Here is a 26,189-nt window from a genome sequence, read left to right on the forward strand (position 1 = left end):
ATAACCCATAGAGGGGCGTGTCTCCCCCTCTTTTTCCGTAACTTTTTAATTATAATATTGCTATCTATTGAATAGTATATCCACCATCAATCACCAGATTATGGCCATTGATCATATCCGCTGCAGCGCTTGCTAAAAATACAGCCGCGGCAGCAATCTCTTCTGGCTCAGCAAATCGCCTTGCAGGTATTTGCGCTTTCATCTGTTCACCTTTTTCACCTTCCCAAGCCTTTTTACCTAAATCGGTCATCACAATAGTAGGGGATATCGCATTGATTTGTAGGCCTTTGGGTCCCCACTCTAGCGCCATCACCTTTGTCATATTGATAATAGCGGCTTTACTTGCACAATAGGCAATATGTTCTGGTAAAGCGATAATACCTGCTTGAGAGGCGAGATTAATTATCTTACCTTGCCCGCGTTGTAGCATATGCTGCCCCACTTGCTGACACAGTAAAAAAGTCCCCGTTAAATTAACTGATAAGGTTTTATTCCAATCTTCAAGAGATAACGATTCGGCGGGAGCTAAAGCGACAATACCTGCACAATTAACAAGAATATCAATGCGATCGAACTCTTCAATGACTGAATGTACCGCTTGTTTTACGGACTCTTCACTTGAAACATCACACCAGATCCCCACCGCACTATTTAAACGATGCGCCACTTGCTCAACCTGCTCTGATCTATCCAATAAAGCGACTTTAGCCCCTTTTTCGATAAACATCTGTGCGATAGATAAGCCAATTCCAGCCGCACCACCAGTAATAACAGCCACTTTATTCGAGAGAGTAAAATAAATTTGCGTAGCCATATAACCTCCAGCTTAAAAATAAATAGTCACTCTTTTAAGCATAGCAGATGAAAATTAGGCCTAAGGGGGAAGAGAAAATGATTGAAACGGTCAGAGCGAGCGCTATGCGCTCGCACTAACTTAAAAAATTACAGCACGCCTTGCGCTAACATTGCATCAGCAACTTTAACAAAACCCGCAATATTAGCCCCTTGAATATAATTAGTTTGTTTACCCTCACCGCCATAGTTTACACAAGCGTGATGAATATCCAGCATAATATGATGTAAGCGAGCATCAACTTTCTCAGCTTTCCAACTCAAGCGTGCTGCATTTTGCGCCATTTCTAACCCCGAAGTTGCTACCCCTCCAGCGTTAGCGGCTTTACCCGGTGCAAACAAGACTCCCGCCTCAATAAAAGCATCGGTTGCCGCAATGGTCGTTGGCATATTTGCGCCTTCGGCAACAGCTTTAACACCGTTTTTAATTAACACTTTTGCGGCGTCTAAATCTAATTCATTTTGTGTAGCACAAGGTAGTGCAATATCAACAGCGACAGCCCAAGGCTGTTGCCCTTCAAGATAAGTTAAACCAAACTCTTTGGCGTACTCTTCAATACGACCATAATTATTTTTAATTTCAGTTAAGCGAGCCAGTTTTTCGGTTGTAAATCCAGCTTCGTCCACCACGGTTCCGCCAGAATCTGAAGCGGTGACCACTTTCGCCCCCAGCTCAAGGCATTTTTCAATGGTAAATTGTGCCACATTGCCAGCACCAGAAACGGCTACACGCATTCCCTCAAGGGACATACCGTGACGTTTAAGCATTGCGTTAGTAAAATAGACTAAACCGTACCCTGTGGCTTCTGGACGGATCAAACTGCCACCAAATGATAAACCTTTACCCGTAAAGACACATTCATTGCTATTCGAGAGCTTTTTCATCATTCCGGCCATAAAGCCAACTTCCCTTGCTCCCACACCAATATCTCCCGCGGGGACATCAGTATCAGCCCCTAAATGACGATAGAGCTCAGTCATTAACGCCTGACAAAAACGCATCACCTCTGCGTGGCTTCTCCCCTTGGGATTAAAATCAGATCCCCCTTTAGCGCCTCCCATCGGCAGTGTTGTCAGTGCATTTTTAAAGGTCTGTTCAAAACCTAAAAATTTTAAAATAGAGAGGTTTACCGATGGATGAAAACGCATTCCACCTTTGTAGGGACCAATAGCAGAGTTAAATTGTACTCGCCATGCGCGATTAACTTGAACTTGTCCTTTATCATCTAACCAACAGACGCGAAACTGAATAATACGTTCAGGCTCAACTAAGCGCTCAAGTAATGATTGTTCACGATATTGTGGATTTTTCTCTAAAAAAGGCCACAGAGTGGTAAAAACTTCACGTACCGCCTGATGGTATTCAGGTTGATGAGCGTTATATTTTTCTACCTCTTCTAAAAACGAAGATAATGAGCCAGATCTATTCATTCAGCTATTCCTTTTTATGTAATGTGATGTTGGCATAACCTCATTTATTCGGAATATTTTTGGGATTTATGTGAGGTTGATATTGTTTTGCCTATTGAATATATCATTAAAATGTATTCCTACTTCAAGACATTTTTTTTACAATTAGACAAAAAAAAAAGCTTGACCTCACTAAAGGCTAATAAAATCAGGATTTTTGGACAAAAAAATACCTGCATAAGCAGGCATTTTTTTTGCTTAAATAATCAGTTGATTACTCTTCATCATCTTTCAGAGGAACAATTAACATATCAACATGAACGGTATTAATTAGTTGACGTGCTGATGACATCAATTTGCTCCAGAAATCTTGGTGATGACCACAAACCACTAAGTCCATATCGTATTTTTTAATCGCATCAACAAGAACTTGGCCTAAATCCCCGCTACCACTGAGTGTTTCTTGGATCTCATAACCTGAGTTATCAGAGAGATCTTTTAGTGCATTACGTGTTTCATCAGTGATGCGTTGTTGCATATCACCAAGGTTAACATCAATTAAACCGGTATACAGATCAGAGTAGTTAACATCAACGTGAATTAAGGAAACTTTGGCATTATAGGGTTTTGCCATAGATACAGCTTTCTGCACCAAGACGTTGCTCTCAGGGGATAAATCAACTGCAACTAGAATATGCTTATAAGCCATCGTAAACTCCTTCCATAAGCTGATTAATCGGTCGGAAAGGCTATTACGCCTATATCCTTTACATTAAATATAACGTTTTATGATGAAAGTTAGATGTTGCCTTGATCACAACTTAGTGCAAATACCATCAAAGAAAGCATCTATCGGTAACAACAATATACACCATTTTAAATAAGTGAGGAGTCGTTCTTCGACAATATCCACATATTAATGTGAATAATGCACAAAGCACAATAAAAACACCCTATTAGAGTTATTTTTTAATCATTTTTTTGAAAAAGCGAACAACTTGAACAACTCGCTTTTATTTCTTGCTTAATATCACCTAGACTTAAATAAGAGAAAAATTAACCTTTCCATGTAAATGCAAAAGGTTTTCTCATCTCAGAATCAGCTATTCTAGGGAGGGGATTATGTTTAGTGTCATTGTTATCTTTTGGGCGTTGTGTATTCTTTGCCTGATTAATATGATGCGTTATTTCTCATCAATTCGGGTATTACTCACCATATTGCGCCAATCTGATCCATTACTTTACCAATCTGTCGATGGGAATGGATTTTTCACTATGCATGGTCAATTTTCAAAACAGTTAAGACTTATTCGATATATAAATCAACGCCAATATACTAACCACCATGATCCTGAAGTGATTATGCGTTGTGAACGGATTTATCGACAATTCTACCTAGTAAGTCGCTTTTGTATTCTTGCTGTAGCAAGCTTGATCGCCATGATTATTTGGTAGGTTTTATAGGGATAAAAAAACGGTGACGAGTTAGTCACCGTTTCTCAATACTATTAGGATGCTTATTATTATCAGCTATTCACCAGCAGTGAAAGTGAAATCCAATAAAGCACACCGGATAAAGCAATACTCACTGGTAATGTTAAGATCCAGGCCAACGCAATATTTTTCACGGTTTTGGTCTGCACCCCACCACCATCAACAATCATCGTACCTGCAACCGCAGATGATAACACTTGTGTTGTTGATACTGGCATACCTGTATAACTTGCTACACCGATAGAAACTGCCGCAGTCACCTGAGCAGAAACACCTTGTGCATAAGTCATACCTTTTTTACCAATCTTCTCACCGATAGTTACCGCAACGCGTTTCCAACCTACCATTGTCCCGATAGAGAGCGCTAAAGCCACAGAGATAATGATCCAAATTGGTGCATATTCCACTGTATTTAGCAGGTCACGACTCAATGTTTTTAAGAACCGTGCATCTTGGGCGCTAGTTTCTGGTAGTTTAGCAACTTCCGTAGCTGTATCAGCAATACACATCAGTAAGCGACGCATTTGAGCACGCTGGTCTGCACTCAGCTCATCATAAGAGCTAATACCAGACAACATTTGTTCTGTTTGATTGAGAACAATTGGCGTTCTTGCGCTATTACAATGAAAATCCGTGTCGTTAGGATCAGCTTGTGCTGATACTACCGGGGTATTTTCAATCGCATGTTGTAGAGCTGGTTGATGCTTCTCATAATACTGTTGTAAGTGTACAACGGCATCATGAGTTTTAGTGATATCGTATCCGCTAGCATTCATATTGACGACAAACCCTGCTGGGGCGACACCAATTAAAACTAACATGATAAGACCAATACCTTTCTGACCATCATTCGCACCATGTGAGAAACTCACCCCTACCGCAGATAAAATCAGCGCGGTACGAGTCCAAAATGGTGGTTTGCGTTTACCATCTTTTTTCTCACGTTCGGCAGGGGTTAGGTGGATACGACGACGTTTTTTCGTGCCACTCCAATAGCGACGTAACAAGAAAATCATTGCGCCAGCAATCACCAAGCCAATAATTGGGGAAAGGATAAGAGAAAGGAAGATACTGATCATTTTAGGTATGTTTAATGCATCAACGATTGACGAGTCTGTCACGATAGCATTTGTTAAACCAATACCAATGATAGCACCTATCAGCGTATGTGAACTGGATGCTGGAATACCGAAATACCATGTACCTAAGTTCCAGATAATGGCAGCTAACAGCAACGAAAAAACCATGGCAAGGCCATGAGCCGAGCTCACATTTAGCAGAAGATCTGTCGGTAATAAGTGAACAATAGCGTAAGCCACGCTCAATCCACCGAGCAAAACTCCAAGGAAGTTAAATACACCCGCCATCACGACCGCAAATTGCGCACGCATAGCACGAGTATAAATAACAGTTGCTACCGCATTTGCGGTATCATGAAAGCCATTAATGGCTTCATAAAATAGCACGAAAATCAGTGCTAAAACCAACATTAAACCTGTATGAAATTCCAGGTCAGTAAACAAATGTAGCATAGACGTTAAGCCAGTTAGTTGGACATGAACGCGGCGCATTATCAGCGACAAATGCGAACGGTGGAAGCGAAATTTAACCTTTTTTTGATTTGATAACCAAGGAAAATGACGGGTTTTTAAGATAATTCCTTATATATCATTTAATTAATAAACATAAAAAAAAAGTAAATTTCTGATAAATTTTTTGCTTGCAAATACGAATTTAGGTGAAAAATACAGATTTCTCCATATAATTTTACAAAATACTCTGATTTTACACGAAGATCACTGATTAAGTAGTCAGAGACAACCAAGAACGAGACATCATTGTGGGATCATTCGATACAGTTATTATAGGTGCGGGGGCCGCTGGACTTTTTTGTGCCTCTTTAGCAGGACAAGCGGGATTATCTGTTTTAGTTTTAGATAATGGCAAAAAAGCCGGCAGAAAAATTTTAATGTCTGGTGGTGGACGTTGCAATTTTACCAATATGTATATCGAGCCATCAGCTTACTTATCCGATAATCCTCATTTTTGTAAGTCAGCACTTGCTCGCTATACACAATGGGATTTTATCGAGTTAGTACAAAAGCACCATATTGCTTACCACGAAAAGACGTTAGGGCAATTATTTTGTGATGATTCTGCCCAGCAAATTGTTGATTTATTACTCGCAGAATGTCATGAAGGAAAAGTAAGTATTCGCTTACGTAGTGAGGTGACTCAAATAGAGAAAACCGCCGAAGGCTTTACTCTTTTGGTAGGAGAGAAAACAATAACCGCCTCCTCTGTAGTGATTGCCAGCGGAGGACTTTCAATGCCCGGTTTAGGTGCCACCCCTTTTGGCTATAAAATTGCGCAACAATTTGGCCTTAATGTATTGCCCACTCGTGCAGGCTTAGTCCCTTTTACATTACACAAGCCACAACTTGAACAACTCAGCCCGCTCTCTGGTGTGGCGATCCCTGCTATTGTCACCGCTGAAAATGGCACCCAATTTAAAGAGAATATTCTTTTTACTCATCGTGGGCTTTCCGGTCCTGCTATTTTACAAATCTCTAGTTATTGGCATCCGGGAGAGAATGTGAGCATTAACTTACTTCCTGACACTGACTTGGAAAGCTATTTACAAGAAAAACGACAAGCACAGCCGAATCAATTATTAAAAAATACACTTTCTCGCCTACTACCGAAGCGTTTTATAGAGATAATGATTGAAAATAATCAACTACCTGATACCTCACTGGCTCAACTTAGCAATGAACGTATTACACAAATAACGACGTTGCTACAAGCATGGCTTGTTTTACCTAATGGTACAGAAGGTTATCGCACTGCAGAAGTCACCCTAGGTGGTGTTGATACCCGTAATCTCTCCTCTAAAACGATGGAAGCGACAAAGATAACAGGTCTCTATTTTATTGGTGAAGTGGTTGATGTCACAGGTTGGTTAGGAGGATATAACTTCCAATGGGCATGGAGCTCTGCTTATGCCTGTGCCCAAGCATTGATCTCTCGACACATGACTAAGTAGGCACGTTATTTTTATAAATAACCACACAAAGTATAGGCTAACTTATTGGTTATAACGATTTTTTTAAAAACAAAATAAAATAACTCGTTAATCAGTGAGTTAACGAAATTGGCATTATTTTTTTCTGTTTTGATTAAAAAAAACACTTTACAAATGATAGTGAGAACTATTATCATTAAATCACTTTCAGATGCACCACCTTCAGGGTCATATGAAAGAACGACATTGCTCACATTGCTTCCAGTGTTTTACTTTAGCCAGCCTGGTGCTGGCTTTTTCTTTTTGTTAGAATGGACAAAATATCAACATCCATATAATAAATATATATTTTTCAATAACCTTATGCTCATTATCTATGAATAGATATGATATTAAAAAATTTTAGAAACCAGTGAAACTGGTAAAGAAAGAGGCCATATTTTTATATCTTTTATTCTTGATTTTTCTAATAACGAAAAACTAATTTCGGCTAATTACCTAATTTTTAGTATAAAAATGAATGTGTATACATTTTATCATATTATTATTATAATATTTCTTCTTATACAACATTAGTACTTATTCATCAATAAATCTAAAAACAATAAAATTAAGAAGGCAAATATGCTAAATAAAAATGATAGAGATAAGCTAATTAAAAATAACAAACATAAAAATATAAAGTTTAATGTAAAATGTAACATTCAAGTTATTTTATTTATTGCATTGATTTCATTTATTTTTCTTAATAATCAAAACTTACCACTAAAATATAAAATTGTATTTAGTGGTGGGATGATATCTTTTATCTATATATTTAGCGCATACCATTCATTTGGTAGTCTATATCTAGCAAACAAAATAACATATGTATTTATAAAAATAAAAATAAAAAAACTAATCACTTACATTTTCAGAAAGTAATAATCTAAACTTATTTAGCGATTATTTTTACTTCAGAGCTAGTTAAAAGAAAAGATAAGAAGCCCCCTCCTGAAAGAAGTTTCAATTAATACCTAAGTAATAGTAGTTTCATACTTTATATATGCACAGTATCAACTCAATGCTCCCTTATTCAAATTATTTGGATCCTCAGATTAAATTCCTCCGCTTTTTTACTTAGCATAATTGCGTAAACTGTGTTCAACAACTTCAGAGAAGGAAACACATTATGATTTATTTACGCAAAGCAAATGAAAGAGGCCACGCTAATCATGGTTGGCTAGATAGCTGGCATACCTTCTCTTTCGCAAGCTATTACGATGCTAACTTTATGGGGTTTTCCGCCTTACGCGTCATTAATGAAGATAGAGTGATGCCCGGTGAGGGTTTTGGTACCCATCCTCATAAAGATATGGAAATTTTAACCTATGTGCTTGAAGGTAATATTGAGCATAAAGATAGTATGGGTAATAAAGAAAATGTACCCGCCGGTGAATTTCAAATAATGAGCGCAGGTACAGGTATCACTCATTCCGAGTACAACCCAAATAGTGATAAAGGCCTGCATTTTTATCAAATTTGGATCATGCCTGATACCACCGGTATTACACCACGTTACGATCAACGTCGTTTTAATACCACAGAGAGTAAACAGCTTATTTTGTCACCAGATGCACGTGATGGCTCGTTAAAAGTGTTCCAAGATATGACGCTGTGGCGTTGGAACCTAAAAAAAGGAGAAGAGGCACAATATCAGCCAGAAGCAGGAAGAAATGTTTGGTTGCAAGTCGTTAAAGGAAAGATAGCAATTAATGACATTATTGCGACCACCAGTGATGGCATCGCCATCGCGAATGAAGATATTATCTATTTCGTTGGTGATGAAGACAGTGAAGTCTTGCTGTTTGACTTACCTCCTGTAACAGCATAGTTGGGCTACCAACCTAAAGCCACTTTTTCTCAAACAATTTATTTCACTTTGTTTTCTTGTTAACTCCCTGAGATGTCTTTCATCTCAGGGAATTTTTTATCAATAAAACCAGTAACTAGCGTTTAGGGCCCACTTTTGTTAACGCTTGCCCTACTGGCGTATCAGTATATTTATCAAAGTTTTTCACAAAGCGATCAGCAAGATCGTCCGCTTTAACATCCCATTGTGCTTTATCCGCATAGGTGTCTCGAGGATCTAAAATTTCGCTATTAACGCCAGGAAGCGCTGTTGGGATCGCCAAATTAAATACAGGCAGAGTTTGAGTCTCCGCTTTATCAATATCACCATTTAAAATGGCATCAATTATCGCTCGAGTATCTTTAATTGAAATGCGTTTGCCCGTACCATTCCAGCCCGTATTCACTAAGTAAGCTTGTGCTCCACAAGCCTGCATACGTTTTACTAACACTTGAGCATATTGTGTTGGATGGAGTGATAAAAATGCTGCCCCAAAACACGCAGAGAATGTCGGTGTTGGCTCTGTCACACCACGCTCTGTTCCAGCAAGTTTCGCAGTAAAGCCTGATAAGAAGTGATATTGTGTTTGCTCGGGGGTTAAACGAGCAACCGGAGGTAGCACCCCAAAGGCATCGGCAGTTAAGAAAATAACTTTTTTAGCATGACCCGCTTTCGATACCGGTTTGACAATATTATCAATATGATAGATTGGATAAGATACACGGGTATTTTCTGTTTTTGAGCCGTCATCAAAATCAACACTACCATCTGCTAATACCACGACATTTTCTAATAAAGCATCACGTTTAATGGCACCGTAAATATCTGGCTCAGCTTCTTTTGATAGATGGATAGTTTTAGCGTAACAACCTCCTTCAAAGTTGAATACACCATCATCATCCCAGCCATGTTCATCATCACCAATCAGTTTACGCTTAGGATCTGTTGATAATGTCGTTTTACCTGTCCCTGACAAACCAAAGAAAATGGCTACATCACCACTTTCGCCAACGTTTGCCGAACAGTGCATAGAAGCAATACCTTTTAATGGCAAGAAGTAGTTCATCATAGAGAACATACCTTTTTTCATCTCTCCGCCATACCAAGTACCACCAATTAACTGAATGCGTTCAGTTAAGTTGAAAGCAACGAAATTTTCAGAGTTTAATCCCTGCGCTTTCCAATTTGGATTGGTACATTTAGCACCGTTCATCACAATAAAGTCAGGTGTAAAATTTTCTAACTCTTCTTGCGTAGGGCGAATAAACATATTCTTAACAAAATGCGCCTGCCAAGCCACTTCGGTGATAAAACGCACTTTTAATCGCGTATCTGCATTAGCACCACAAAAGGCATCAACGACAAACAAACGTTTGCCTGATAGCTGCTCAGTAACTAATGATTTTAAATCAGCCCATACTTGCGGTGAGAGTGGTTTATTATCATTTTTACCTTTACCCTGATCAGCCCACCACACAGTATCACGAGTAACATCATCACGAACAATGTATTTATCTTTCGGAGAACGTCCAGTAAAAATCCCCGTATCAACAGCAATAGCGCCTAACGAGGTTAATGTGCCTTTCTCATAACCTGTTAATCCTGGCTTAGTTTCTTCTTCAAATAATAAGTCATAGCTAGGGTTATAAATGACTTCACTAATGTCATGAATACCGTACTGCTCGAGATCCTTAGGGGTAAGACCTTTAACGTTCATAGTTTTGCTCCTGATAAATAGGCTTTTCTATGAGCATTATTAAGGTGTTACAACTAATTAACAGCGATTGTTATCAATATTTTGAAAATTTATATTTTTTTTATGTTAATAACGAGAACTAATGCACAAATCTACAGAAAAATTGTTGAATAAAAAAGGACGCAAAATAGCGTCCTTTAGGGTGATTTACGTTGCTAAATCGAATCAGTGCAAATTAGAGCTAGATAATTTATTGATATTATTAATATCTTCTTCAGTGAAGATATAATGAGCACCGCAATATTCACACTCCATATCAATTTTACCCTGTTCTTGTAACAGATGAGCTACATCTTCTTTAGATAATGTTACTAATGTATCTTCACAACGTTTACGAGAGCACGTGCAATGGAACGCTATCGGTTGTGGATCATATAATGTCACATCTTCTTCATGATATAAGCGATGTAAAATCTCTTTAGTATCAAGTGTAAACAGCTCTTGAGCTTTAATGGTGTGCGTAAGTTGTGTTAATAGCTCAAAGTGTTCTGCTGTCTCATCAGCACTATGTTCTGCACTCGCAGGTAAGGCTTGTAATAACATACCTGCCCCCGCCGCTTTTCCATCTTGCAGACCTGTGCGGATAAAGACACGGGTAGGTAACTGCTCTGATTGATTAAAGTAGTTATCAATACAAGCTTCTATCGTTTCACCATCCAACGCTACAATACCTTGGTAACGCTCACCTTTTTTAGGTGTGATGGTAATAACCATAAAGCCATTGCCCATCATCTCTTTTAAGCTGCTACCGGCTTTAACATCATCACTAAAACGTGCAACACCGCGCATCTGTTGTTCATTATTGCCGTTAATAACCACTAATCGTACTGGGCCATCACCTTGTAATTGAACGGTAATATCACCATCAAATTTCAGCGTAGCTGTTAACAAACTTGTCGCGACCAATAAATCACCTAACAGGTGTTGAACTGGCTCAGGATAATGATGATTTTCAAGTATTGATTGATAGGTTTCCGTTACGGTAACTAATTCACCACGTACCGCGCTTTTTTCAAATAAAAAGCGTGATAAAGCGTCTTTTTTAGACATAATCTTCTCTCATTGCTGGGGAGCGGTTTAATCCGATCCTGGTAAATTTGTCTGTTTCAAGCGAAGTAAGGTGCGTCTTTCCTTTTTATCAGGTCGACGTTCGGGATGAGGCATCGTTAACGCATTCATTTTTCTTGCTAGAGCGATTTTTTCTCTCTTGGCAATACTCTCTGGTGTTTCACAATAGAGCAATTGTGCTTGAGCCGCCCCTAGGCGCTGTGCACTCACCATTAAGACTGTAACTGTCCGTTCATCATTACCTTGTCGTAAGCGTATTTCAGCCCCAACTTCAACATTTTTACTTGGCTTGCCTCGCACACCATTGTAATGGACTTTCCCCCCTTCAATCATAGTGCGAGCAATGGCACGCGTTTTATAAAAACGTGCAGCCCAAAGCCATTTATCTAAACGGACAGCGCTTTCTTGCGATGGTTGACTCATCCCTTTCTCTCCTTAACTTCAACTTCTTCATGAAGGCGATAGAGTAAACACATTGCCTTCCACAACAAGGAACTTACTGAGGAGGGCGATAAAAACAGTGCTCGTAATATTGACTGATTTTATGCATGCGTTGATTATTTTGTCGCCGGCGCCGGATGATAAAAAATAAATTCAGGATCAAAAATCCAATAGCGAATAATAATAATAACGTATTACCGATATAATATAACAGGGTCATTGAGTCAGGCATGCTATGCAAAAAGATTTGTAACGTGCCATTCGCATCAATTACCATCCCCGTTATTACACCTCCAGTATTAAAAGGTGTGTGTAATAAAATATCAGATAATCGCTGTAATTCTCGCCATTGCTCTAATGGTGTAGGTTCAAATACAGAATTGGTATTTGAAGCATAATCAACGAGCTGTTTTCTTTCATCACTGATTAAAAGCACACCACCCGGTGGTGGACTATTTAACAGTATTGCGGCCTTATCTATTTCTCGGTAGATAAAAGATGATGTGGTGGTGTCAACGAGCTTTTCCAAGGCCTCAGCACTAACAGCACGTAATAAAACATTGGTTCCTGTTAATTTGCCACTTTCTGCACGTTGAACTAATGATGGCCAATCATTGACATTACTTAGGTTTACCAAGGCCATTTTAAGCCGAATACATTCATTTTCTCTCGGGCATAAATCTTGTGTTTTCAAGATAATGCCATCAAAATTATCCAAAAGATTCATGCCAGATTTAGTAATAGCTTGACCTAAGCTTGGGTTTACACGGTTGTTAGATACGGGGTGTAGCTGCTCTTCAACCAAATATAATAATGCTGCCGCTTTTTCAATCGTACTAGACTCAGGCATTGGCATTGGGTTGCTGTTGTTCCAATAAATCCCCGAACAATCAAAAGGTGCAAATATTGTTTTATTATTCTTACTGGAAAGGTTTGGAGGCATATAACACATTCCGACACCTTTGGCCTGAATAATATCCCCTACATGCAACTTGGCCGTTTCTAACTCCGTAAAGTTAGTCACTAAATGAGGTTCACTCTCTTTTATCCATGAAAAAGTTAACTTCATTGATAATGATAACGGTTGATAGAGATACAGCATACCTATAATAAATAGGCTACAAACAACAAAGATAATATTTTTAATGTAACGCTTATACGGATAGTTTTTTTCTTCATCATGCAATGATAAATAAGGCCCTTGCTTGATAACATGATGATTAGGATACATTTCTAAATAGGTCACCTTATCAATATCATTTTGAATATAAGGTTCCCAATGAGGAGGATAAACTAAATCAATTCCCCCCAACGAAATATTTTTTACCTGCCCATGATCAAAATTACCAAACAGTCCCCAGCGTTTTAAACGCCCTTTAAAACAGTGTACTTCTTGTTTTCGTGATTTGATGATGGGTCGATAAATAAGAAACAAGCCTAAAACAAGAAAAGTCCCTCCCGCAGCCATTATCCAAGGGAGAAAGACTTGTGGCATCATTAATGCCGTTAACCATAAGATTAACCCTAAGCAAATTAACGAGCCATTCCAAAAACCTGAAGAATGATGTAACCGATACTCTTCGTTGGTTTCTTGGCGAATATGTAATAAATGCGCCGCATCACCTTCATTTTTCTGGATAGTGGAAGTGCCATTTGACAGTATGGGTTCAGAAAGTTGTTTTAAACTTAACGCAGAAAAATGTGATTTTTCATCTTTAAGAAAATGGCCATTCACACCAATGACAATGGGGATAGAAGGAGTACAAACGACATCGAGGACATTTTCTTGTTGCAGATAAGGCACCAGTAATGGAGGAATATGGATCTCTACCGCATCAATGTAATAGCGCCAATGATTGAGCCCCTCTGATGATCCCGCAAACCGATTAACAATATTACGCAGTGTCGTAACGACTTCACCTTTAGTGGGTATTTCAGGAAAGTTTTGTAACGAATACCCAGAAGAAAACTTAGAGGTGCCAAAATAGGACAAATAGTCACTAATTACCCCATAATCATCTTGTGTTAGTTTACGGTAAGTCGGTTTGGCGAGGGATGGAAGATGATATGAGCCATCAAGCCGCCTTCTTTTAAAGAATAGAAAGGCGGCCATTATAAATAGGCTAATCATGAAGATAGCCAATATAATGACTGATAATCTCATTTTTTCCCCATACTCATGCTGGTGTTGCTTAGTAACAATAACAAATTTGAAATGCCACCTAACATAAGGCAATTCCTATTCTTTAGTTCTATTTTTTTATTAAAATACAATGAATTATATTTGTGTTGTTGCGTTATAATTTATATATATTATCAATTTTATATCCGCCAACCATGCCATTTTCAGATAAAATAGCGCATCAATAAATAATAATACTCCCAAAAAATCAATCAATAACTGGGTTTAGTAGCGGAGTGTACTCAATTTTCACTAAAAAGCTAAATCTAATTGTTGGATTTATTTTATCATTAATGTGTTAAATTCAGGTTAATCTCTATTCCTATCAGGGGCTGTTATGAAAGAACTAAAAAAACCGAATATACTCAATATTGATAACATTGCCCGTTCTCGGTTATTTCAGATCCAATCCGTTAATCTGGAATTTAGCAACGGCGAAAAACGTATTTATGAACGAATGAAACCCGCTAACCGGGAAGCGGTAATGATAGTCCCTATCATCAATGATGACCTGATCCTTATTCGTGAATATGCCGTTGGCATCGAAAATTATGACTTTGGCTTTCCCAAAGGGGCTATTGATGCGGGTGAAACCCCATTACAAGCGGCCAATCGTGAATTAAAAGAAGAAATTGGCTACGGTGCCGGCTCTTTAACCGAGATAGCTAAACTGTCTATGGCGCCCTCCTATTTTTCCAGCAAAATGAACATTGTTATTGCTCAAGATCTCTACCCTGAACAATTAGAAGGCGATGAGCCTGAGCCGTTAGTTCAAATACGTTGGCCTATCGCCAAGATGATGGACTTATTAGATCATCCCGACTTTACCGAAGCTCGTAATGTCAGTGCACTCTTTTTAGCACAACGTTATTTGCAACAAGTTTGTCCAAAATAATAATTGGCTCACGATATCCAGATAAAATGAAGGCCACCAAATAGGGAGGCCTTGATATCTATCGTCTCTTTTTATTAGAAAATAGCGCGTTACCACGCTTTCACCGCATCACCTTTATAAACTTCCTGCGCTTTTTGCAAAATTTCATCACTTTGGAAAACCGCGACGAGTTTTTTTAATCGTTCGTTATCTTTGTCTGTGGCTCTGGCAACAATCAAATTAACATAAGGAGAATCGGTATTTTCCATAAATAAACCATCTCGTTTGGCTAATAGCCCCACTTGTGAAGAGAAGTTATTATTGATGATGGAAAGATAAATATTAGGATCACTTAACGTACGCGTCAGTTGTGGTGTATCAATTTCTGCAAATTTAAGTTTCTTAGGGTTTTCAATAATATCAAGTGTCGTTGGTAAATACCCCACCCCATCTTTTAATTTAATCAATCCTTGAGCCTGCAGTAATAATAAACTACGACCTAGGGTGGTTGCTTCATTAGAAATGGCGACGGTAGCACCATCAGGAAGCGCCTCTATTGTTTTGATTTTATTTGAATAAGCTGCAATAGGAAAAATAAACGTTTTACCTATGATTTCAAATTGATAACCACGCTCTTTGCTTTGAGCTTCGTAGTAAGGTACGGTTTGGAACGCATTCACATCAACATCATTATTACGCAAAGCTTCATTAGGTAACACGTAGTCATTAAAGGTGATCACCTTGATATCTAATCCCTGCTTTTCTTTTGCCAGCTTAACAACTTCATCCCAAATTTGCTGATCTGGCCCTGTATTTATTGCCACTTTTAACGGTTTGTCACCTTCATCTGGTGAGCAAGCGGTTAAAACCAGTGAAGTACAGGCCAAAAGCACCACTAATAATAATTTTCTCATCTTCTCTCCAATAATCAACCATGTCACTCTTATTATTTATAACTTATTGTTATTATTAAGTTTAATGTTTTTATTATGCTATCAAGGGGACTACTTATACTATATACCAACATGTATTTAGACATCTAGACGTTTAGACAGTTATTTATAACGGGAAAGAGTGGAGAGATCAAAATAGATTTACACACAAAACATGAAATATTTTCATGTTGGAAGATGAGATGTATCTATATCTATTTATTAGATAACAAAAAGCGGGAAAAACAATCTGTTATCCCGCTTTAGTTATTCGTTAGATCGTTATTTAATCTAACTTTTTGTTTATTATATTAATCAAAATAGCTCGTTAGATTCGCCATTATCCTCAAAGATCCGTGTACCCACTTCACTTTTTGCTTTTTCTGTTGGCTGAGTGCCTTCAATAAAATACTCTTTCATTGATGGTCCATCTCCTGCCAACTTACCGGTATTGCGATCGATTTGAACAGCAACAACGCCTTTTGGCATCGGCATCATTTGTACCGGAACACCTTCTAAAGCAACTTTCATAAAGTCATTCCAAATAGGTTGAGCCGTTTTGGCCCCCGCTTCGCCACCCGTTGCGGCAGTTCGCCCTAAATTGCGGCTACTGTCATCAAAACCAATCCATGCAGTCGCCACAATATTAGCACCATATCCAGAGAACCAAGCATCTTTAGAGCTATTGGTCGTTCCTGTCTTACCACCGATATCTTGACGTTTTAAATCTCGCAATGCACGCCATCCTGTACCAGACCATCCCGGCTCACCAACGAGATTGGTTCTTAACGCATCATGCATTAGAAACGCCAGTGGCGTACTTATCACATGAGGAGCATATGGGCTTTCTTTGACTGTTTCAGCAAGAGGAGCTTGCTCTAACTCAATATCAGGCGCCGTTTCTGCCGGTTGCGCTTGCTGAGATTGTGCGACGTTTTCCATATAATCATCAGATAATGCAATAGAGCGCGTAGTATCACCATAAATCACGGGGATATCGGTACATTCTGGACAAGCGACTTTCGGCTCAGCAGTAAAGATCTCTTCACCATCAGCATTTTCAATACGCTGAATAAAATATGGCTCAATGAGATACCCACCATTTGCCATTACCGCAAAACCTCGAGCCATTTGCATTGGTGTAAATGAAGGTGAGCCTAAAGCTAATGACTCTGTTCTATCTATATTTTGATTAGGAAAACCAAAACGCAATAGATAATCTGCAGCGTAATCAACCCCCATCGCCCGCATAGCGCGCACCATAACTACGTTTTTAGATTGACCTAAACCTTGACGTAAACGAATAGGCCCTGCGTAAGTAGGTGGTGAGTTTTTAGGGCGCCAATCAGTTCCAGCTCCTGCATCCCAACGACTAATAGGTAAATCATTTAGTAATGTCGATAATGTTAACCCTTTATCTAATGCCGCCGCATATAAGAAAGGTTTGATATTTGAACCAACTTGACGTAACGATTGAGATACGCGATTAAACTTACTCAATTCAAAATCAAAACCTCCCACCAGCGCAATAATACCGCCATTAAGTGGATCTAATGCGACAAAAGCTGCATTAACCTCAGGAAGCTGTGCTAATAACCAATCGTTTTCACTATTTTGTCGTACCCAAATTTGCTCACCAGCATGTACAACAGCATCAACTTTGCTCGGCGTGGCCCCTTGAGCCGTATCAGAAATAAATTTACGCGCCCAACGAACCGCTTTTAAATCGAGAGTTATTTTATCGCCATTTTTTAATACCACCTGAGCTTCTTTAGCATCAGCGGATAACACCACAGCGGGGATTAATGGGCCATAAGTCTGTATACCCTTTAGCTTATCGTTAATGGCTTTATCATCCCAAGGAGTTTGCCCTGCATGCCACAGCACCTCTTGAGCACCGCGATAGCCATGGCGCATATCATAATCAATAACATTATTACGTAACGCTTGTTCAGCGGCTAATTGATCTTTACGGATAACTGTAGTGTAAATTTTATAACCATCCGTATAGGCATTTTCACCATAGCGCTGATACATCTCCATTCTGACCATTTCAGTCAAATAAGGCGCTGAAAAATCAATTTGTGGGGCGTGATATTTAGCCACTATGGGCTCAGCTTTAGCACTGTCATACTCTTCGCGGGTAATGTAGTTCTCTTCCAACATGCGTTGTAACACTAAATTACGGCGTTTTAAGGCACGATCATACGAATAAAGTGGGTTTAGTGTCGAAGGGGCTTTAGGTAAACCTGCAATAACAGCCATCTCACTTAAGCTAAGATCATGCACACTTTTACCAAAGTAAACATATGCAGCAGCACCCACACCATAAGCGCGATTTCCTAGATAAATTTTATTGAGATAAAGTGCCAAGATCTCATCTTTAGTAAGCTCTTTCTCAATACGGATAGCCAAAAAGGCTTCTTTGATTTTACGCATTAATTTCTTCTCAGGTGTTAAGAAGAAATTACGCGCTAATTGTTGCGTGATGGTACTGGCACCTTGCGATGCTTGCCCCGATGTTAACGCAACAACAACAGCACGAGAGATGCCAATAGGGTCAATACCATGATGTTCACGAAAACGCGTATCTTCAGTGGCAATAAAGGCATTAATTAATTGCGGAGGCATCTCCTGCAAGGTAAGAGGCAAACGACGTTTTTCGCCATATTGCGCCATTAACTCTCCGTCTGCGCTAAAGACCTGCATAGGAGTTTGTAAACGAACATCTTTTAATGTCGCGACATCGGGTAGTTGAGGCTCGACATATTTATACATGCCATATATCGAGGCTGCTCCCAAAATTATGCAAGCAAAAACGAAGATGAAAAAATATTTTAAGAACTTCACCTTAAATTTCCCATGTAATGTGAATTGGGCAGTTTATAAACAAACAGTGCGTAGTATAAAGGTAACGCCTCTTGGAAAATAGGCTATTACACATTCAATAGATATGGATATCATTTATGAAAACAGATAATTATCAGATTGGTATTGAAATTAATATCAATCATATCAATGCCGTTTTAGTATTTCAGCAGAATAAGCAATGGAAGATCAATGCATTTTGGCAATTCCCTTTACCTCTTAATGATAATATAGATGATATAAATTTAAGAACTATCTTAAAACGATGGCAACAATCTCTACCGCCAATCAACCGTGTTGCACTGGCATTACCCGATACAGTGGCAAGTTATCATACCATTGCTTTATCTAACCTGATTTCCGTGACACCAGCAGCCTATTATCGATTAGCACAACTCCGAGCCACATCTCATCAACAAGTCACCAAACAAGCGGTACAATTCGATTATCGGCAACATAACCAACATCTCGCCATCCATTTACATAACAAGACACTGATAGAGACTTATATTGCCTTATTCGCCAAAATAAACTTAACCATCACTGCGATTGATATTCCAGCTTGTGCGTTGCGTTATGTTGCCACACATCTCAACATATCGCCTCACAACATATTAATTTTTTGTCAAAATAATCAAATGCTTTGGGTTTGTGCAGATAAAGAGATGCCCCATTACGGTACTCTTTCTTATCAAGACCACCAAGAGCAAGAAAAACAATTACAGCAATTACTCATCAAGTATCATTGGTCACAGGAGCAATGTTATTTCTCAGGTGACAATGCAGAATACTTTCGCCAACAAATGCCTATTTGGCCAACCCAAAAAGAGCGGCTATTTATGTCTATACCGCCCAAAAAGACGCTACCTCTAATTGCCATTGGTTTAGCTTTGCGTCCTTGGGAGACAGCATGTATCAAATAAATTTTCTTCCTTGGCGTCAAGCCTTATATCGACATCAAGCACAGCGGTGGCTTTATTGGAGCATGATACTCGTTGTTATCACATTCAGTGCTTGCGGTTACTACGCTTATTATTTAGTACAACAAGTAAAAACACTCTCGCTTTTACAATCACAATATCAAAAACGTGAGTACTCACTACAAAAGCAATATCACAATGACCAATATGAACAGAAAGTCACCCGCTTATATCAACAGCGTTATTGGCATTATTATCAACATTGGCTTCACTATTTAAATTACCTCGCTTTCTTTCAAGCACTAGAAACACTGCTCCCTACGGAAGGTTATATCGCGCAGTTTTCTGAAAATGATGCAACATTTTCGCTTCAGGTGCGGCTCCCTTGTGAGCAGGCACTTACTTTTATATCTAAAGTTAACCAACACCCCAACCTGACATCATTAACACTCTCCTCTTTTCAACAGAGCAAACAAGATCCCCGTTACAGCGAAATAAGGTTTTCTGGTAAGTGGCAGAGTTGGCAATATCAAGTATCTCAACATAGGCATAGCGAACAGGATGTCGATAACAATGAAAATAAAGACTAATTGGGTAATTTATTTCGCCCTTTTACCTTTTTGGCAAAAGGCACTCTTAAGTTTAGCCCCTTCTATAATAGTGAGTTTGTTATGTTATTTATTCAGCTTTTCGGGCTATCAGCAGGACATAACCGCGCAACAACAGCTCATTAGCCAACACCAAACGCAGATACAACAACTGCAGTCTATATTGCATTCGTCTCCTGCTATAGCCTTATTAAAAGCGTTACAACATGACTATAAACTTCCACCACAAACAGGCTCAGCCTATCAGCGTTTACAACAGATAATCGATAACCATCACTTGATACCTCATAGTTGGCAACATAGTGTCGATAATAGTTTTAAGCTACGTTTTTCACTCTCTTACTCACAATTACTAACGTTATTAGCGCATCTACATCAAGCAGGTTGCGCTCTTTCTGCACTGCTCATTTCGCCTATCCCCCCTGATTTACTCTCAGTTGAATTGAATTTAGTCGACATAACGACACCAAATGTTCTAGCGCCTTTGAAGTCAGAGTGAAATATTATGAAAAGCGTCTTTTTTTATTTGCTGTTACTACTATCTATCTTGTGCTTTGCTGGTTTTGCTCAATCCAGAGATCCTTTTTATCCAGAACAACCTATTGATAGTAATAACACTCACCATTTCATTGATAAAACAGATAATAGTGAAACTCTTCAACACCAAAACAGCACATTACATCATCGTATCTACCCACTACAGTATGCTGATGTAACCACCGTGGCACAGCAGTTAACGAACTATGGAATTTCATTACTCAGTGATCATGGACGAATAGCCATAGATAAAGATTCAAATAGCTTATCCATTATTGATACAGAAAAAGCACATACTGAAATTTCTGATTGGTTAAAAATTAAAGAAACACCACAGCAACAGGTGCATATTACCGCACATATCATCAGTAGCAGTCAGGATGCGTTAAATGAGTTAGGAACGCAGTGGGGATTACTCAATATGAAATCGACAAATTTAGAAGGTACATCAAACAATACTGCAACACCCCATAACATAGCATCAGCACCGCTCACAGCACCTTCTCTTGCCGCATTGGCACTGCATCAAAAAACAAAAAACCCCTTACATTACATAGCCTTTAATATCGCCAGAATTAATAGTCGCCTTTTAGAATTAGAACTAAGCGCCTTAGAACAAGAGAAACAACTCGCCATCATTGCCAGTCCTCGATTAACGGCTGCACATGAAAAAACGGCATCTATCAAGCAAGGAACCGAAATTCCCTATGTCAGCAGAGATAACGACACCATCCGAGTTGAATTTAAAGAGGCTGTTTTGGGGATGGAGGTAACGCCGATCATTCAAAGAAGCAATAAAATTAGATTGCTATTAAAAATTAGTCAAAACACACCAGGTATTGCCTTAGTACAAGGAGGTAGTGAACACCTTTCAATAGATAAACAAGAAATAATGACAGAAGTTACTATTCATGATGGTGAGACTCTGATGTTAGGAGGAATATTTCAACAAAAGCAGCAACAGCATGCAGCAAAAATTCCTTTTTTATCTTCACTGCCATTACTAGGGATACTTTTTAGCCATAAGCGTGACCAACATAGTCGTCATGAATTGGTTATTTTTATTACACCCAAATTAATCTAATTTTCTTAGTGTGATTTATTTTTTTATTATAATACAAACAATTACCTTATTTCTGCCAAGATAAAACTGTAAGTTATTCATTGTTTTTTCTTATAATCTCTATTTATAGATTTGACGCTGAGGACGATTTAGCTTACAAGGGTTAGCTAATTGAGTGGGCCTGAAACATCACAACGATAATACGGATACATTTTATGCACTTCCTCTTTCTTGGAGGTAGGGCTTTTTATATGTAATATTGATCAACTGATGACAGAAAAGACAAAGTGATCAGATGCGGTTTTCCGGCTAAATTGTGTTAGAATCTCCGCATTGCCAACAAAGATAATATAATTTTTATAGGTCATATCTTGTTATGTACTGTAGGCAAAGGGATTTTTATCCTGTGTTGTCGCTTGCGACAACACGTGGTTATTTAATAGCGTTCTACTGAAAAAACTCAGTTTTAATATGAGAGTAGATACACACGTTATCAGGCGTGAATGAAATAAACACTCATAAATTTCAGTTTAGGTCCCGTCGCTGAATGAATTTGGCGGGGCGGGTTATCATTAACGAATATCTTAGTAATACCAAAAACATGGCAGAGAAACGTAATATCTTTCTGGTTGGGCCTATGGGTGCCGGCAAAAGCACTATTGGTCGTCAGTTAGCTCAACAACTTAGTATGGAATTTTATGATTCCGATCAGGAAATTGAGCGACGTACAGGTGCAGATGTAGGTTGGGTATTTGATGTAGAAGGCGAAGAAGGCTTCCGTCAACGTGAAGAAAAAATAATCAACGAACTTACTGAAAAGCAAGGCATTGTACTAGCTACAGGTGGTGGTTCGGTGAAATCAAGAGAAACCCGTAACCGACTATCAGCACGCGGTGTTGTTGTTTATTTAGAAACCAACATTGAAAAACAACTTGCTCGTACTCAGCGAGATAAAAAACGTCCTTTATTGCAAGGTGTTGAACCCGTACGTGATGTACTGGAAACCCTCGCAGAAGAGCGTAATCCTCTTTACGAAGAGATTGCTGATATCACCATTCATACTGATGATCAGAGTGCAAAAATCGTTGCAAATCAAATTATTGAATTATTAGAGAAAAACTAATAAATTCTTTAGATGAGATGAAAGTAAAGACTACTTGAAGAAGGCCGTTGCTATGGAAAAAATCACTGTGACTTTAGGTGAAAGAAGCTATCCCATTACCATTGCTTCTGGCCTTTTTCACCAGCCTGAAACCTTTTTACCTTTAAAAAAAGGGCAACAAGTGATGATTGTCACAAATGTGACACTTGCGCCGCTCTATCTAGACAAGGTAACAAACACCTTAGAACAACAAGGTGTTTTGGTTGATAGCGTGATTTTACCTGATGGGGAACAGTATAAATCCCTAACGGTAATGAATGATGTCTTTACTGCATTATTAGAAAAAAATCACAATCGAGATACAACACTGCTCGCACTAGGGGGTGGTGTTATTGGTGACTTAACAGGCTTTGCGGCTGCAAGTTATCAACGTGGTGTACGTTTTATTCAAGTTCCTACCACGTTATTATCACAGGTCGATTCTTCTGTCGGTGGAAAAACAGCGGTTAACCATCCACTGGGTAAGAATATGATTGGTGCTTTCTATCAGCCAGCATCTGTTGTTATCGATCTCGATTGTCTTGCAACGCTTCCTCCTCGTGAGTTGTCATCAGGCTTAGCGGAGGTGATTAAATATGGCATTATTTTAGATAAAGACTTCTTTATCTGGCTTGAAAACAATATTGATAAACTGATAGCGCTTGAACCTAAAGCCATGGCTTACTGTATTCGCCGTTGCTGTGAACTTAAGGCACAAGTAGTCGCAGCAGACGAAAAAGAGACGAGTGGTCTACGAGCTTTACTTAATTTAGGTCATACTTATGGTCACGCAATTGAAGCACATATGGGATATGGTGTGTGGCTACATGGTGAAGCTGTCGCTGCGGGTATGGTTATGGCGGCTAAAACCGCACAAGATTTGGGTCAATTTACTCAAGCAGAAACTCAGCGAGTGATCCAATTACTTAAAAAAGCAAATCTTCCAATCAATGGCCCTGATGAGATGCAACCTGAAGACTATTTACCTCATATGATGCGAGATAAAAAAGTTTCCGCGGGTAAATTGCACCTTGTATTACCAAAAGGTATCGGTCAATCAGAACTACGTGCGGATATCTCTCGCGAACAAGTGTATAAAGCGATAACATCATGCATTAATGCAAATTAAGCATACCATCACCTAACGAGAGATAAACTGGAAAGTCTATTTAAGGAAAATTCTGGTTAATAATCTCAAATGTGACGTTTCAGAAAAAGCGTTTCATCCTTATACTAGAGGTAATGGCTAACTTTCGCTTTTTGACGCTCTGACGGAGGGCATAATGGACGAGTTCAAACCTGAAAATGAAATTAAGAGTGGCGATAACTCACTCAAACCTGATACTTCGGATAGACCCGAACGTCGCACTAATCGACCTCGTAATAACCCATTAAAAAATGCTCGTTTCTCTGTATCCCGTCAACAGATGATGATAGGTGTTGGGGTACTGGTTCTCATTCTTTTAATTATTGCGATAAGCTCTGCGCTGAAATCACCAGACAGTGATAAAGAAACAACCGCCTCAACAACAGGAACAGAAAAGAATATTGAACTGTCTCAGCCTTCAGTAACATCAACAGACAATCAAACATCCACACCTCAGGAGCTGACGGGTCAACAAATACAGCAGCCTACAACGCAGCCATCTCAAAATCTTCCCCCAATGATTGACTCTCAAGGTCAACGCGTTGAGATCCCAGGAGATATTGTTGATTCACTCAATCAACAACAAGCAGGTGTTAACCAAGCGGTTAATCAACAACAGCAAAATACACAAAACCAACCGACAACGCCACAAACCCCGGTGACCAAACCACAACCGGCACCAACGCAAAAACCAGAGGTCAAACCTACACCAACCAAGCCGGTAACACCTCCTGCAACCACACAAACTAAGCCTGTGGCAAAACCAACCACAAAACCCGTAGCATCAGGAGCCTTATCAGCAAATAACCTAGCCGCCATTCCTGCAACAAATTATACTTTGCAGTTAAGTGGTGCGAGTCGCCAAGATACGTTAGAGGCTTTCGCTAAAAAAAATCTTAATGGAAACTACGCTATTTATAAAACCCAGCGTAATGGTAATCCTTGGTATGTACTCATCTATGGTAACTATCGTAATATAAGCGAAGCAAAACAGGCCGTGGCTTCATTACCGGCGGCTGTGCAAGCTAAAAAACCTTGGGTTAGACCGATGAAACATGTTCATCAGGATCTAAAAAAATAAGTTAACGATGTTCACCGCTGATATGCTGTCTGAAACAGAGTACAATCGGCGACTCTGAAACGATTGAGAAATTTGGACGGCATGAAAAAAAAACGCGCATTCCTAAAATGGGCTGGTGGTAAATACCCTTTGGTAGATGACATTAAGCGTCATCTACCTCAAGGTAACTGTTTAATTGAACCTTTTATGGGTGCTGGCTCTGTATTTTTAAATACAGAATATGATTCATATATTCTTGCCGATATAAATAGCGATCTCATCCATCTCTATAATACGGTAAAACTGTATCCTGAAAAATTTATGAAGGATGCTCAACTATTATTCACCCCTCAGATGAATAATGCAGAAGAGTTTTATCAACTACGACAAGACTTTAATCAATCAACAGACCCATACCAACGCAGTGTACTTTTTCTCTACTTAAACCGTCATTGCTACAATGGATTATGCCGTTACAACTCCAAAGGTGAATATAATGTTCCTTTTGGTCGCTACAAAAAACCTTATTTTCCAGAAGACGAATTGATTTGGTTTTCAGAAAAAGCGCAAAAAGCCTTATTTGTCTGCCAAAGCTATTCATCAACCATGACAAATGCCACCAAAGGTTCTGTTGTATACTGTGATCCACCTTATGCACCGTTATCACCGACGGCAAATTTTACCTCATACCATACAAATAGCTTTAGTTTCCAAGAACAACAGCATCTAGCTCAACTTGCCTCAATGTTGGCTTACGAGAGAGAGATACCCGTGTTAATATCAAATCATGAAACTGCGTTAACAAAAGAGTGGTATGTAGACGCGAAAGAGCTACATAGTGTGAAAGTCAGAAGAACAATTAGTAGCAACACACTAGGTCGTAGCAAAGTGAACGAATTACTAGCCTTATATAAATAATC

At 39.0% G+C, this 26,189-nt stretch carries 23 protein-coding genes; 12 read left to right on the forward strand and 11 right to left on the reverse strand.

The window, feature by feature from the left end; all coding sequences use genetic code 11:
* Positions 1–64: 64 nt before the first annotated feature.
* The 3 genes from GWI58_RS13135 to uspA all read right to left on the reverse strand — a co-directional run bounded on the left by GWI58_RS13135 (position 65) and on the right by uspA (position 2,971).
* Entirely contained in the window at positions 65–814 is a 750-nt protein-coding gene (locus GWI58_RS13135) for an SDR family oxidoreductase (RefSeq protein ID WP_161769266.1), read from the reverse strand.
* 128 nt (positions 815–942) lie between these two features.
* On the reverse strand, positions 943–2,283 hold the full coding sequence (gdhA, locus tag GWI58_RS13140; RefSeq protein ID WP_004246662.1) for an NADP-specific glutamate dehydrogenase: 1,341 nt from the start codon (positions 2,281–2,283) through the stop codon (positions 943–945).
* 253 nt (positions 2,284–2,536) lie between these two features.
* Positions 2,537–2,971 carry a universal stress protein UspA gene (gene uspA / locus GWI58_RS13145; RefSeq protein ID WP_004246661.1) on the reverse strand — a complete coding sequence of 145 codons (435 nt, stop codon included), beginning with the start codon at positions 2,969–2,971 and terminating at the stop codon, positions 2,537–2,539.
* A 413-nt stretch (positions 2,972–3,384) separates the two neighbouring features.
* Between uspA and uspB the strand changes: the two genes are divergently transcribed.
* Positions 3,385–3,717, forward strand: coding sequence for a universal stress protein UspB (gene uspB, locus GWI58_RS13150; RefSeq protein ID WP_004246660.1), 333 nt, complete (start codon positions 3,385–3,387; stop codon positions 3,715–3,717).
* Positions 3,718–3,788: 71 nt separating this feature from the next.
* Here uspB and pitA read toward each other — a convergent pair whose 3' ends face one another.
* Positions 3,789–5,288: an inorganic phosphate transporter PitA gene (pitA, locus tag GWI58_RS13155; RefSeq protein ID WP_004246659.1), complete on the reverse strand. Its 1,500-nt coding sequence runs from the start codon at positions 5,286–5,288 to the stop codon at positions 3,789–3,791.
* 308 nt (positions 5,289–5,596) lie between these two features.
* Between pitA and GWI58_RS13160 the strand changes: the two genes are divergently transcribed.
* Positions 5,597–6,802: an NAD(P)/FAD-dependent oxidoreductase gene (locus GWI58_RS13160; RefSeq protein ID WP_161769267.1), complete on the forward strand. Its 1,206-nt coding sequence runs from the start codon at positions 5,597–5,599 to the stop codon at positions 6,800–6,802.
* Positions 6,803–6,813: 11 nt separating this feature from the next.
* Here GWI58_RS13160 and GWI58_RS13165 read toward each other — a convergent pair whose 3' ends face one another.
* On the reverse strand, positions 6,814–7,035 hold the full coding sequence (locus GWI58_RS13165; protein WP_161769268.1) for a hypothetical protein: 222 nt from the start codon (positions 7,033–7,035) through the stop codon (positions 6,814–6,816).
* Positions 7,036–7,952: 917 nt separating this feature from the next.
* On the opposite strand from GWI58_RS13165, the gene GWI58_RS13175 reads away from it, so the two are divergent.
* Entirely contained in the window at positions 7,953–8,654 is a 702-nt protein-coding gene (locus GWI58_RS13175) for a pirin family protein (protein ID WP_004246656.1), read from the forward strand.
* A gap of 115 nt (positions 8,655–8,769) precedes the next feature.
* On the opposite strand, the gene pckA is transcribed toward GWI58_RS13175, so the two are convergent.
* The 4 genes from pckA to umoB form a co-directional block, all read right to left on the reverse strand.
* Positions 8,770–10,389: a phosphoenolpyruvate carboxykinase (ATP) gene (pckA, locus tag GWI58_RS13180; protein WP_004246655.1), complete on the reverse strand. Its 1,620-nt coding sequence runs from the start codon at positions 10,387–10,389 to the stop codon at positions 8,770–8,772.
* 204 nt (positions 10,390–10,593) lie between these two features.
* Positions 10,594–11,478 (reverse strand): Hsp33 family molecular chaperone HslO, encoded by an 885-nt coding sequence (gene hslO, locus GWI58_RS13185; protein WP_004246652.1) that lies wholly within the window; start codon positions 11,476–11,478, stop codon positions 10,594–10,596.
* A gap of 27 nt (positions 11,479–11,505) precedes the next feature.
* A complete protein-coding gene (gene hslR / locus GWI58_RS13190) occupies positions 11,506–11,919 on the reverse strand; it encodes a ribosome-associated heat shock protein Hsp15 (RefSeq protein ID WP_004246651.1) in 414 nt (137 codons plus the stop codon).
* 73 nt (positions 11,920–11,992) lie between these two features.
* Complete coding sequence (gene umoB, locus GWI58_RS13195) at positions 11,993–14,101, reverse strand: flagellar biogenesis regulator UmoB (RefSeq protein ID WP_110229613.1); 2,109 nt, start codon at positions 14,099–14,101, stop codon at positions 11,993–11,995.
* Between the two features lie 355 nt (positions 14,102–14,456).
* Between umoB and nudE the strand changes: the two genes are divergently transcribed.
* Positions 14,457–15,014: an ADP compounds hydrolase NudE gene (gene nudE / locus GWI58_RS13200; RefSeq protein ID WP_004246647.1), complete on the forward strand. Its 558-nt coding sequence runs from the start codon at positions 14,457–14,459 to the stop codon at positions 15,012–15,014.
* A gap of 89 nt (positions 15,015–15,103) precedes the next feature.
* Here the strand turns inward: nudE and GWI58_RS13205 are convergent, their stop codons facing one another.
* Together GWI58_RS13205 and mrcA are read right to left on the reverse strand one after the other, a co-directional pair.
* Positions 15,104–15,907, reverse strand: coding sequence for a MetQ/NlpA family ABC transporter substrate-binding protein (locus GWI58_RS13205; RefSeq protein WP_046335099.1), 804 nt, complete (start codon positions 15,905–15,907; stop codon positions 15,104–15,106).
* Between the two features lie 333 nt (positions 15,908–16,240).
* Positions 16,241–18,775, reverse strand: coding sequence for a peptidoglycan glycosyltransferase/peptidoglycan DD-transpeptidase MrcA (gene mrcA / locus GWI58_RS13210; protein ID WP_161769270.1), 2,535 nt, complete (start codon positions 18,773–18,775; stop codon positions 16,241–16,243).
* Positions 18,776–18,891: 116 nt separating this feature from the next.
* Between mrcA and GWI58_RS13215 the strand changes: the two genes are divergently transcribed.
* From GWI58_RS13215 to dam, 8 genes are all read left to right on the forward strand, one after another.
* A complete protein-coding gene (locus GWI58_RS13215) occupies positions 18,892–19,716 on the forward strand; it encodes a hypothetical protein (RefSeq protein ID WP_161769271.1) in 825 nt (274 codons plus the stop codon).
* On the forward strand, positions 19,704–20,303 hold the full coding sequence (locus GWI58_RS13220) for a PilN domain-containing protein (protein ID WP_094960125.1): 600 nt from the start codon (positions 19,704–19,706) through the stop codon (positions 20,301–20,303). Before GWI58_RS13215 ends, GWI58_RS13220 begins: the two co-directional genes overlap by 13 nt.
* Complete coding sequence (locus GWI58_RS13225; protein WP_004246640.1) at positions 20,287–20,820, forward strand: hypothetical protein; 534 nt, start codon at positions 20,287–20,289, stop codon at positions 20,818–20,820. Before GWI58_RS13220 ends, GWI58_RS13225 begins: the two co-directional genes overlap by 17 nt.
* 6 nt (positions 20,821–20,826) lie before the next feature.
* Positions 20,827–21,942 carry a secretin N-terminal domain-containing protein gene (locus GWI58_RS13230; RefSeq protein WP_094960126.1) on the forward strand — a complete coding sequence of 372 codons (1,116 nt, stop codon included), beginning with the start codon at positions 20,827–20,829 and terminating at the stop codon, positions 21,940–21,942.
* Between the two features lie 580 nt (positions 21,943–22,522).
* Entirely contained in the window at positions 22,523–23,044 is a 522-nt protein-coding gene (aroK, locus tag GWI58_RS13235) for a shikimate kinase AroK (protein ID WP_012368596.1), read from the forward strand.
* Positions 23,045–23,096: 52 nt separating this feature from the next.
* The gene (gene aroB / locus GWI58_RS13240; protein WP_110229615.1) at positions 23,097–24,191 is read left to right on the forward strand and encodes a 3-dehydroquinate synthase; all 1,095 of its coding nucleotides are present in this window, start codon (positions 23,097–23,099) and stop codon (positions 24,189–24,191) included.
* 154 nt (positions 24,192–24,345) lie between these two features.
* Complete coding sequence (locus GWI58_RS13245; RefSeq protein WP_004246636.1) at positions 24,346–25,290, forward strand: SPOR domain-containing protein; 945 nt, start codon at positions 24,346–24,348, stop codon at positions 25,288–25,290.
* A gap of 81 nt (positions 25,291–25,371) precedes the next feature.
* The gene (gene dam, locus GWI58_RS13250) at positions 25,372–26,187 is read left to right on the forward strand and encodes an adenine-specific DNA-methyltransferase (RefSeq protein WP_161769272.1); all 816 of its coding nucleotides are present in this window, start codon (positions 25,372–25,374) and stop codon (positions 26,185–26,187) included.
* The last annotated feature ends 2 nt before the right edge of the window (positions 26,188–26,189 follow it).

Source organism: Proteus sp. G2674, from assembly GCF_009915195.1.
Classification (GTDB): domain Bacteria; phylum Pseudomonadota; class Gammaproteobacteria; order Enterobacterales; family Enterobacteriaceae; genus Proteus; species Proteus mirabilis.

Bases quoted from the DNA above. Each gene is read 5' to 3' on its own strand.
- GWI58_RS13135 (WP_161769266.1), bottom strand. From the start codon at position 814: ATGGCTACGCAAATTTATTTTACTCTCTCGAATAAAGTGGCTGTTATT.
- gdhA (WP_004246662.1), bottom strand. From the start codon at position 2,283: ATGAATAGATCTGGCTCATTATCTTCGTTTTTAGAAGAGGTAGAAAAA.
- uspA (WP_004246661.1), bottom strand. From the start codon at position 2,971: ATGGCTTATAAGCATATTCTAGTTGCAGTTGATTTATCCCCTGAGAGC.
- uspB (WP_004246660.1), top strand. From the start codon at position 3,385: ATGTTTAGTGTCATTGTTATCTTTTGGGCGTTGTGTATTCTTTGCCTG.
- pitA (WP_004246659.1), bottom strand. From the start codon at position 5,288: ATGCTACATTTGTTTACTGACCTGGAATTTCATACAGGTTTAATGTTG.
- GWI58_RS13175 (WP_004246656.1), top strand. From the start codon at position 7,953: ATGATTTATTTACGCAAAGCAAATGAAAGAGGCCACGCTAATCATGGT.
- pckA (WP_004246655.1), bottom strand. From the start codon at position 10,389: ATGAACGTTAAAGGTCTTACCCCTAAGGATCTCGAGCAGTACGGTATT.
- hslO (WP_004246652.1), bottom strand. From the start codon at position 11,478: ATGTCTAAAAAAGACGCTTTATCACGCTTTTTATTTGAAAAAAGCGCG.
- hslR (WP_004246651.1), bottom strand. From the start codon at position 11,919: ATGAGTCAACCATCGCAAGAAAGCGCTGTCCGTTTAGATAAATGGCTT.
- umoB (WP_110229613.1), bottom strand. From the start codon at position 14,101: ATGAGATTATCAGTCATTATATTGGCTATCTTCATGATTAGCCTATTT.
- nudE (WP_004246647.1), top strand. From the start codon at position 14,457: ATGAAAGAACTAAAAAAACCGAATATACTCAATATTGATAACATTGCC.
- GWI58_RS13205 (WP_046335099.1), bottom strand. From the start codon at position 15,907: ATGAGAAAATTATTATTAGTGGTGCTTTTGGCCTGTACTTCACTGGTT.
- GWI58_RS13215 (WP_161769271.1), top strand. From the start codon at position 18,892: ATGAAAACAGATAATTATCAGATTGGTATTGAAATTAATATCAATCAT.
- GWI58_RS13220 (WP_094960125.1), top strand. From the start codon at position 19,704: ATGTATCAAATAAATTTTCTTCCTTGGCGTCAAGCCTTATATCGACAT.
- GWI58_RS13225 (WP_004246640.1), top strand. From the start codon at position 20,287: ATGAAAATAAAGACTAATTGGGTAATTTATTTCGCCCTTTTACCTTTT.
- GWI58_RS13230 (WP_094960126.1), top strand. From the start codon at position 20,827: ATGAAAAGCGTCTTTTTTTATTTGCTGTTACTACTATCTATCTTGTGC.
- aroK (WP_012368596.1), top strand. From the start codon at position 22,523: ATGGCAGAGAAACGTAATATCTTTCTGGTTGGGCCTATGGGTGCCGGC.
- aroB (WP_110229615.1), top strand. From the start codon at position 23,097: ATGGAAAAAATCACTGTGACTTTAGGTGAAAGAAGCTATCCCATTACC.
- GWI58_RS13245 (WP_004246636.1), top strand. From the start codon at position 24,346: ATGGACGAGTTCAAACCTGAAAATGAAATTAAGAGTGGCGATAACTCA.
- dam (WP_161769272.1), top strand. From the start codon at position 25,372: ATGAAAAAAAAACGCGCATTCCTAAAATGGGCTGGTGGTAAATACCCT.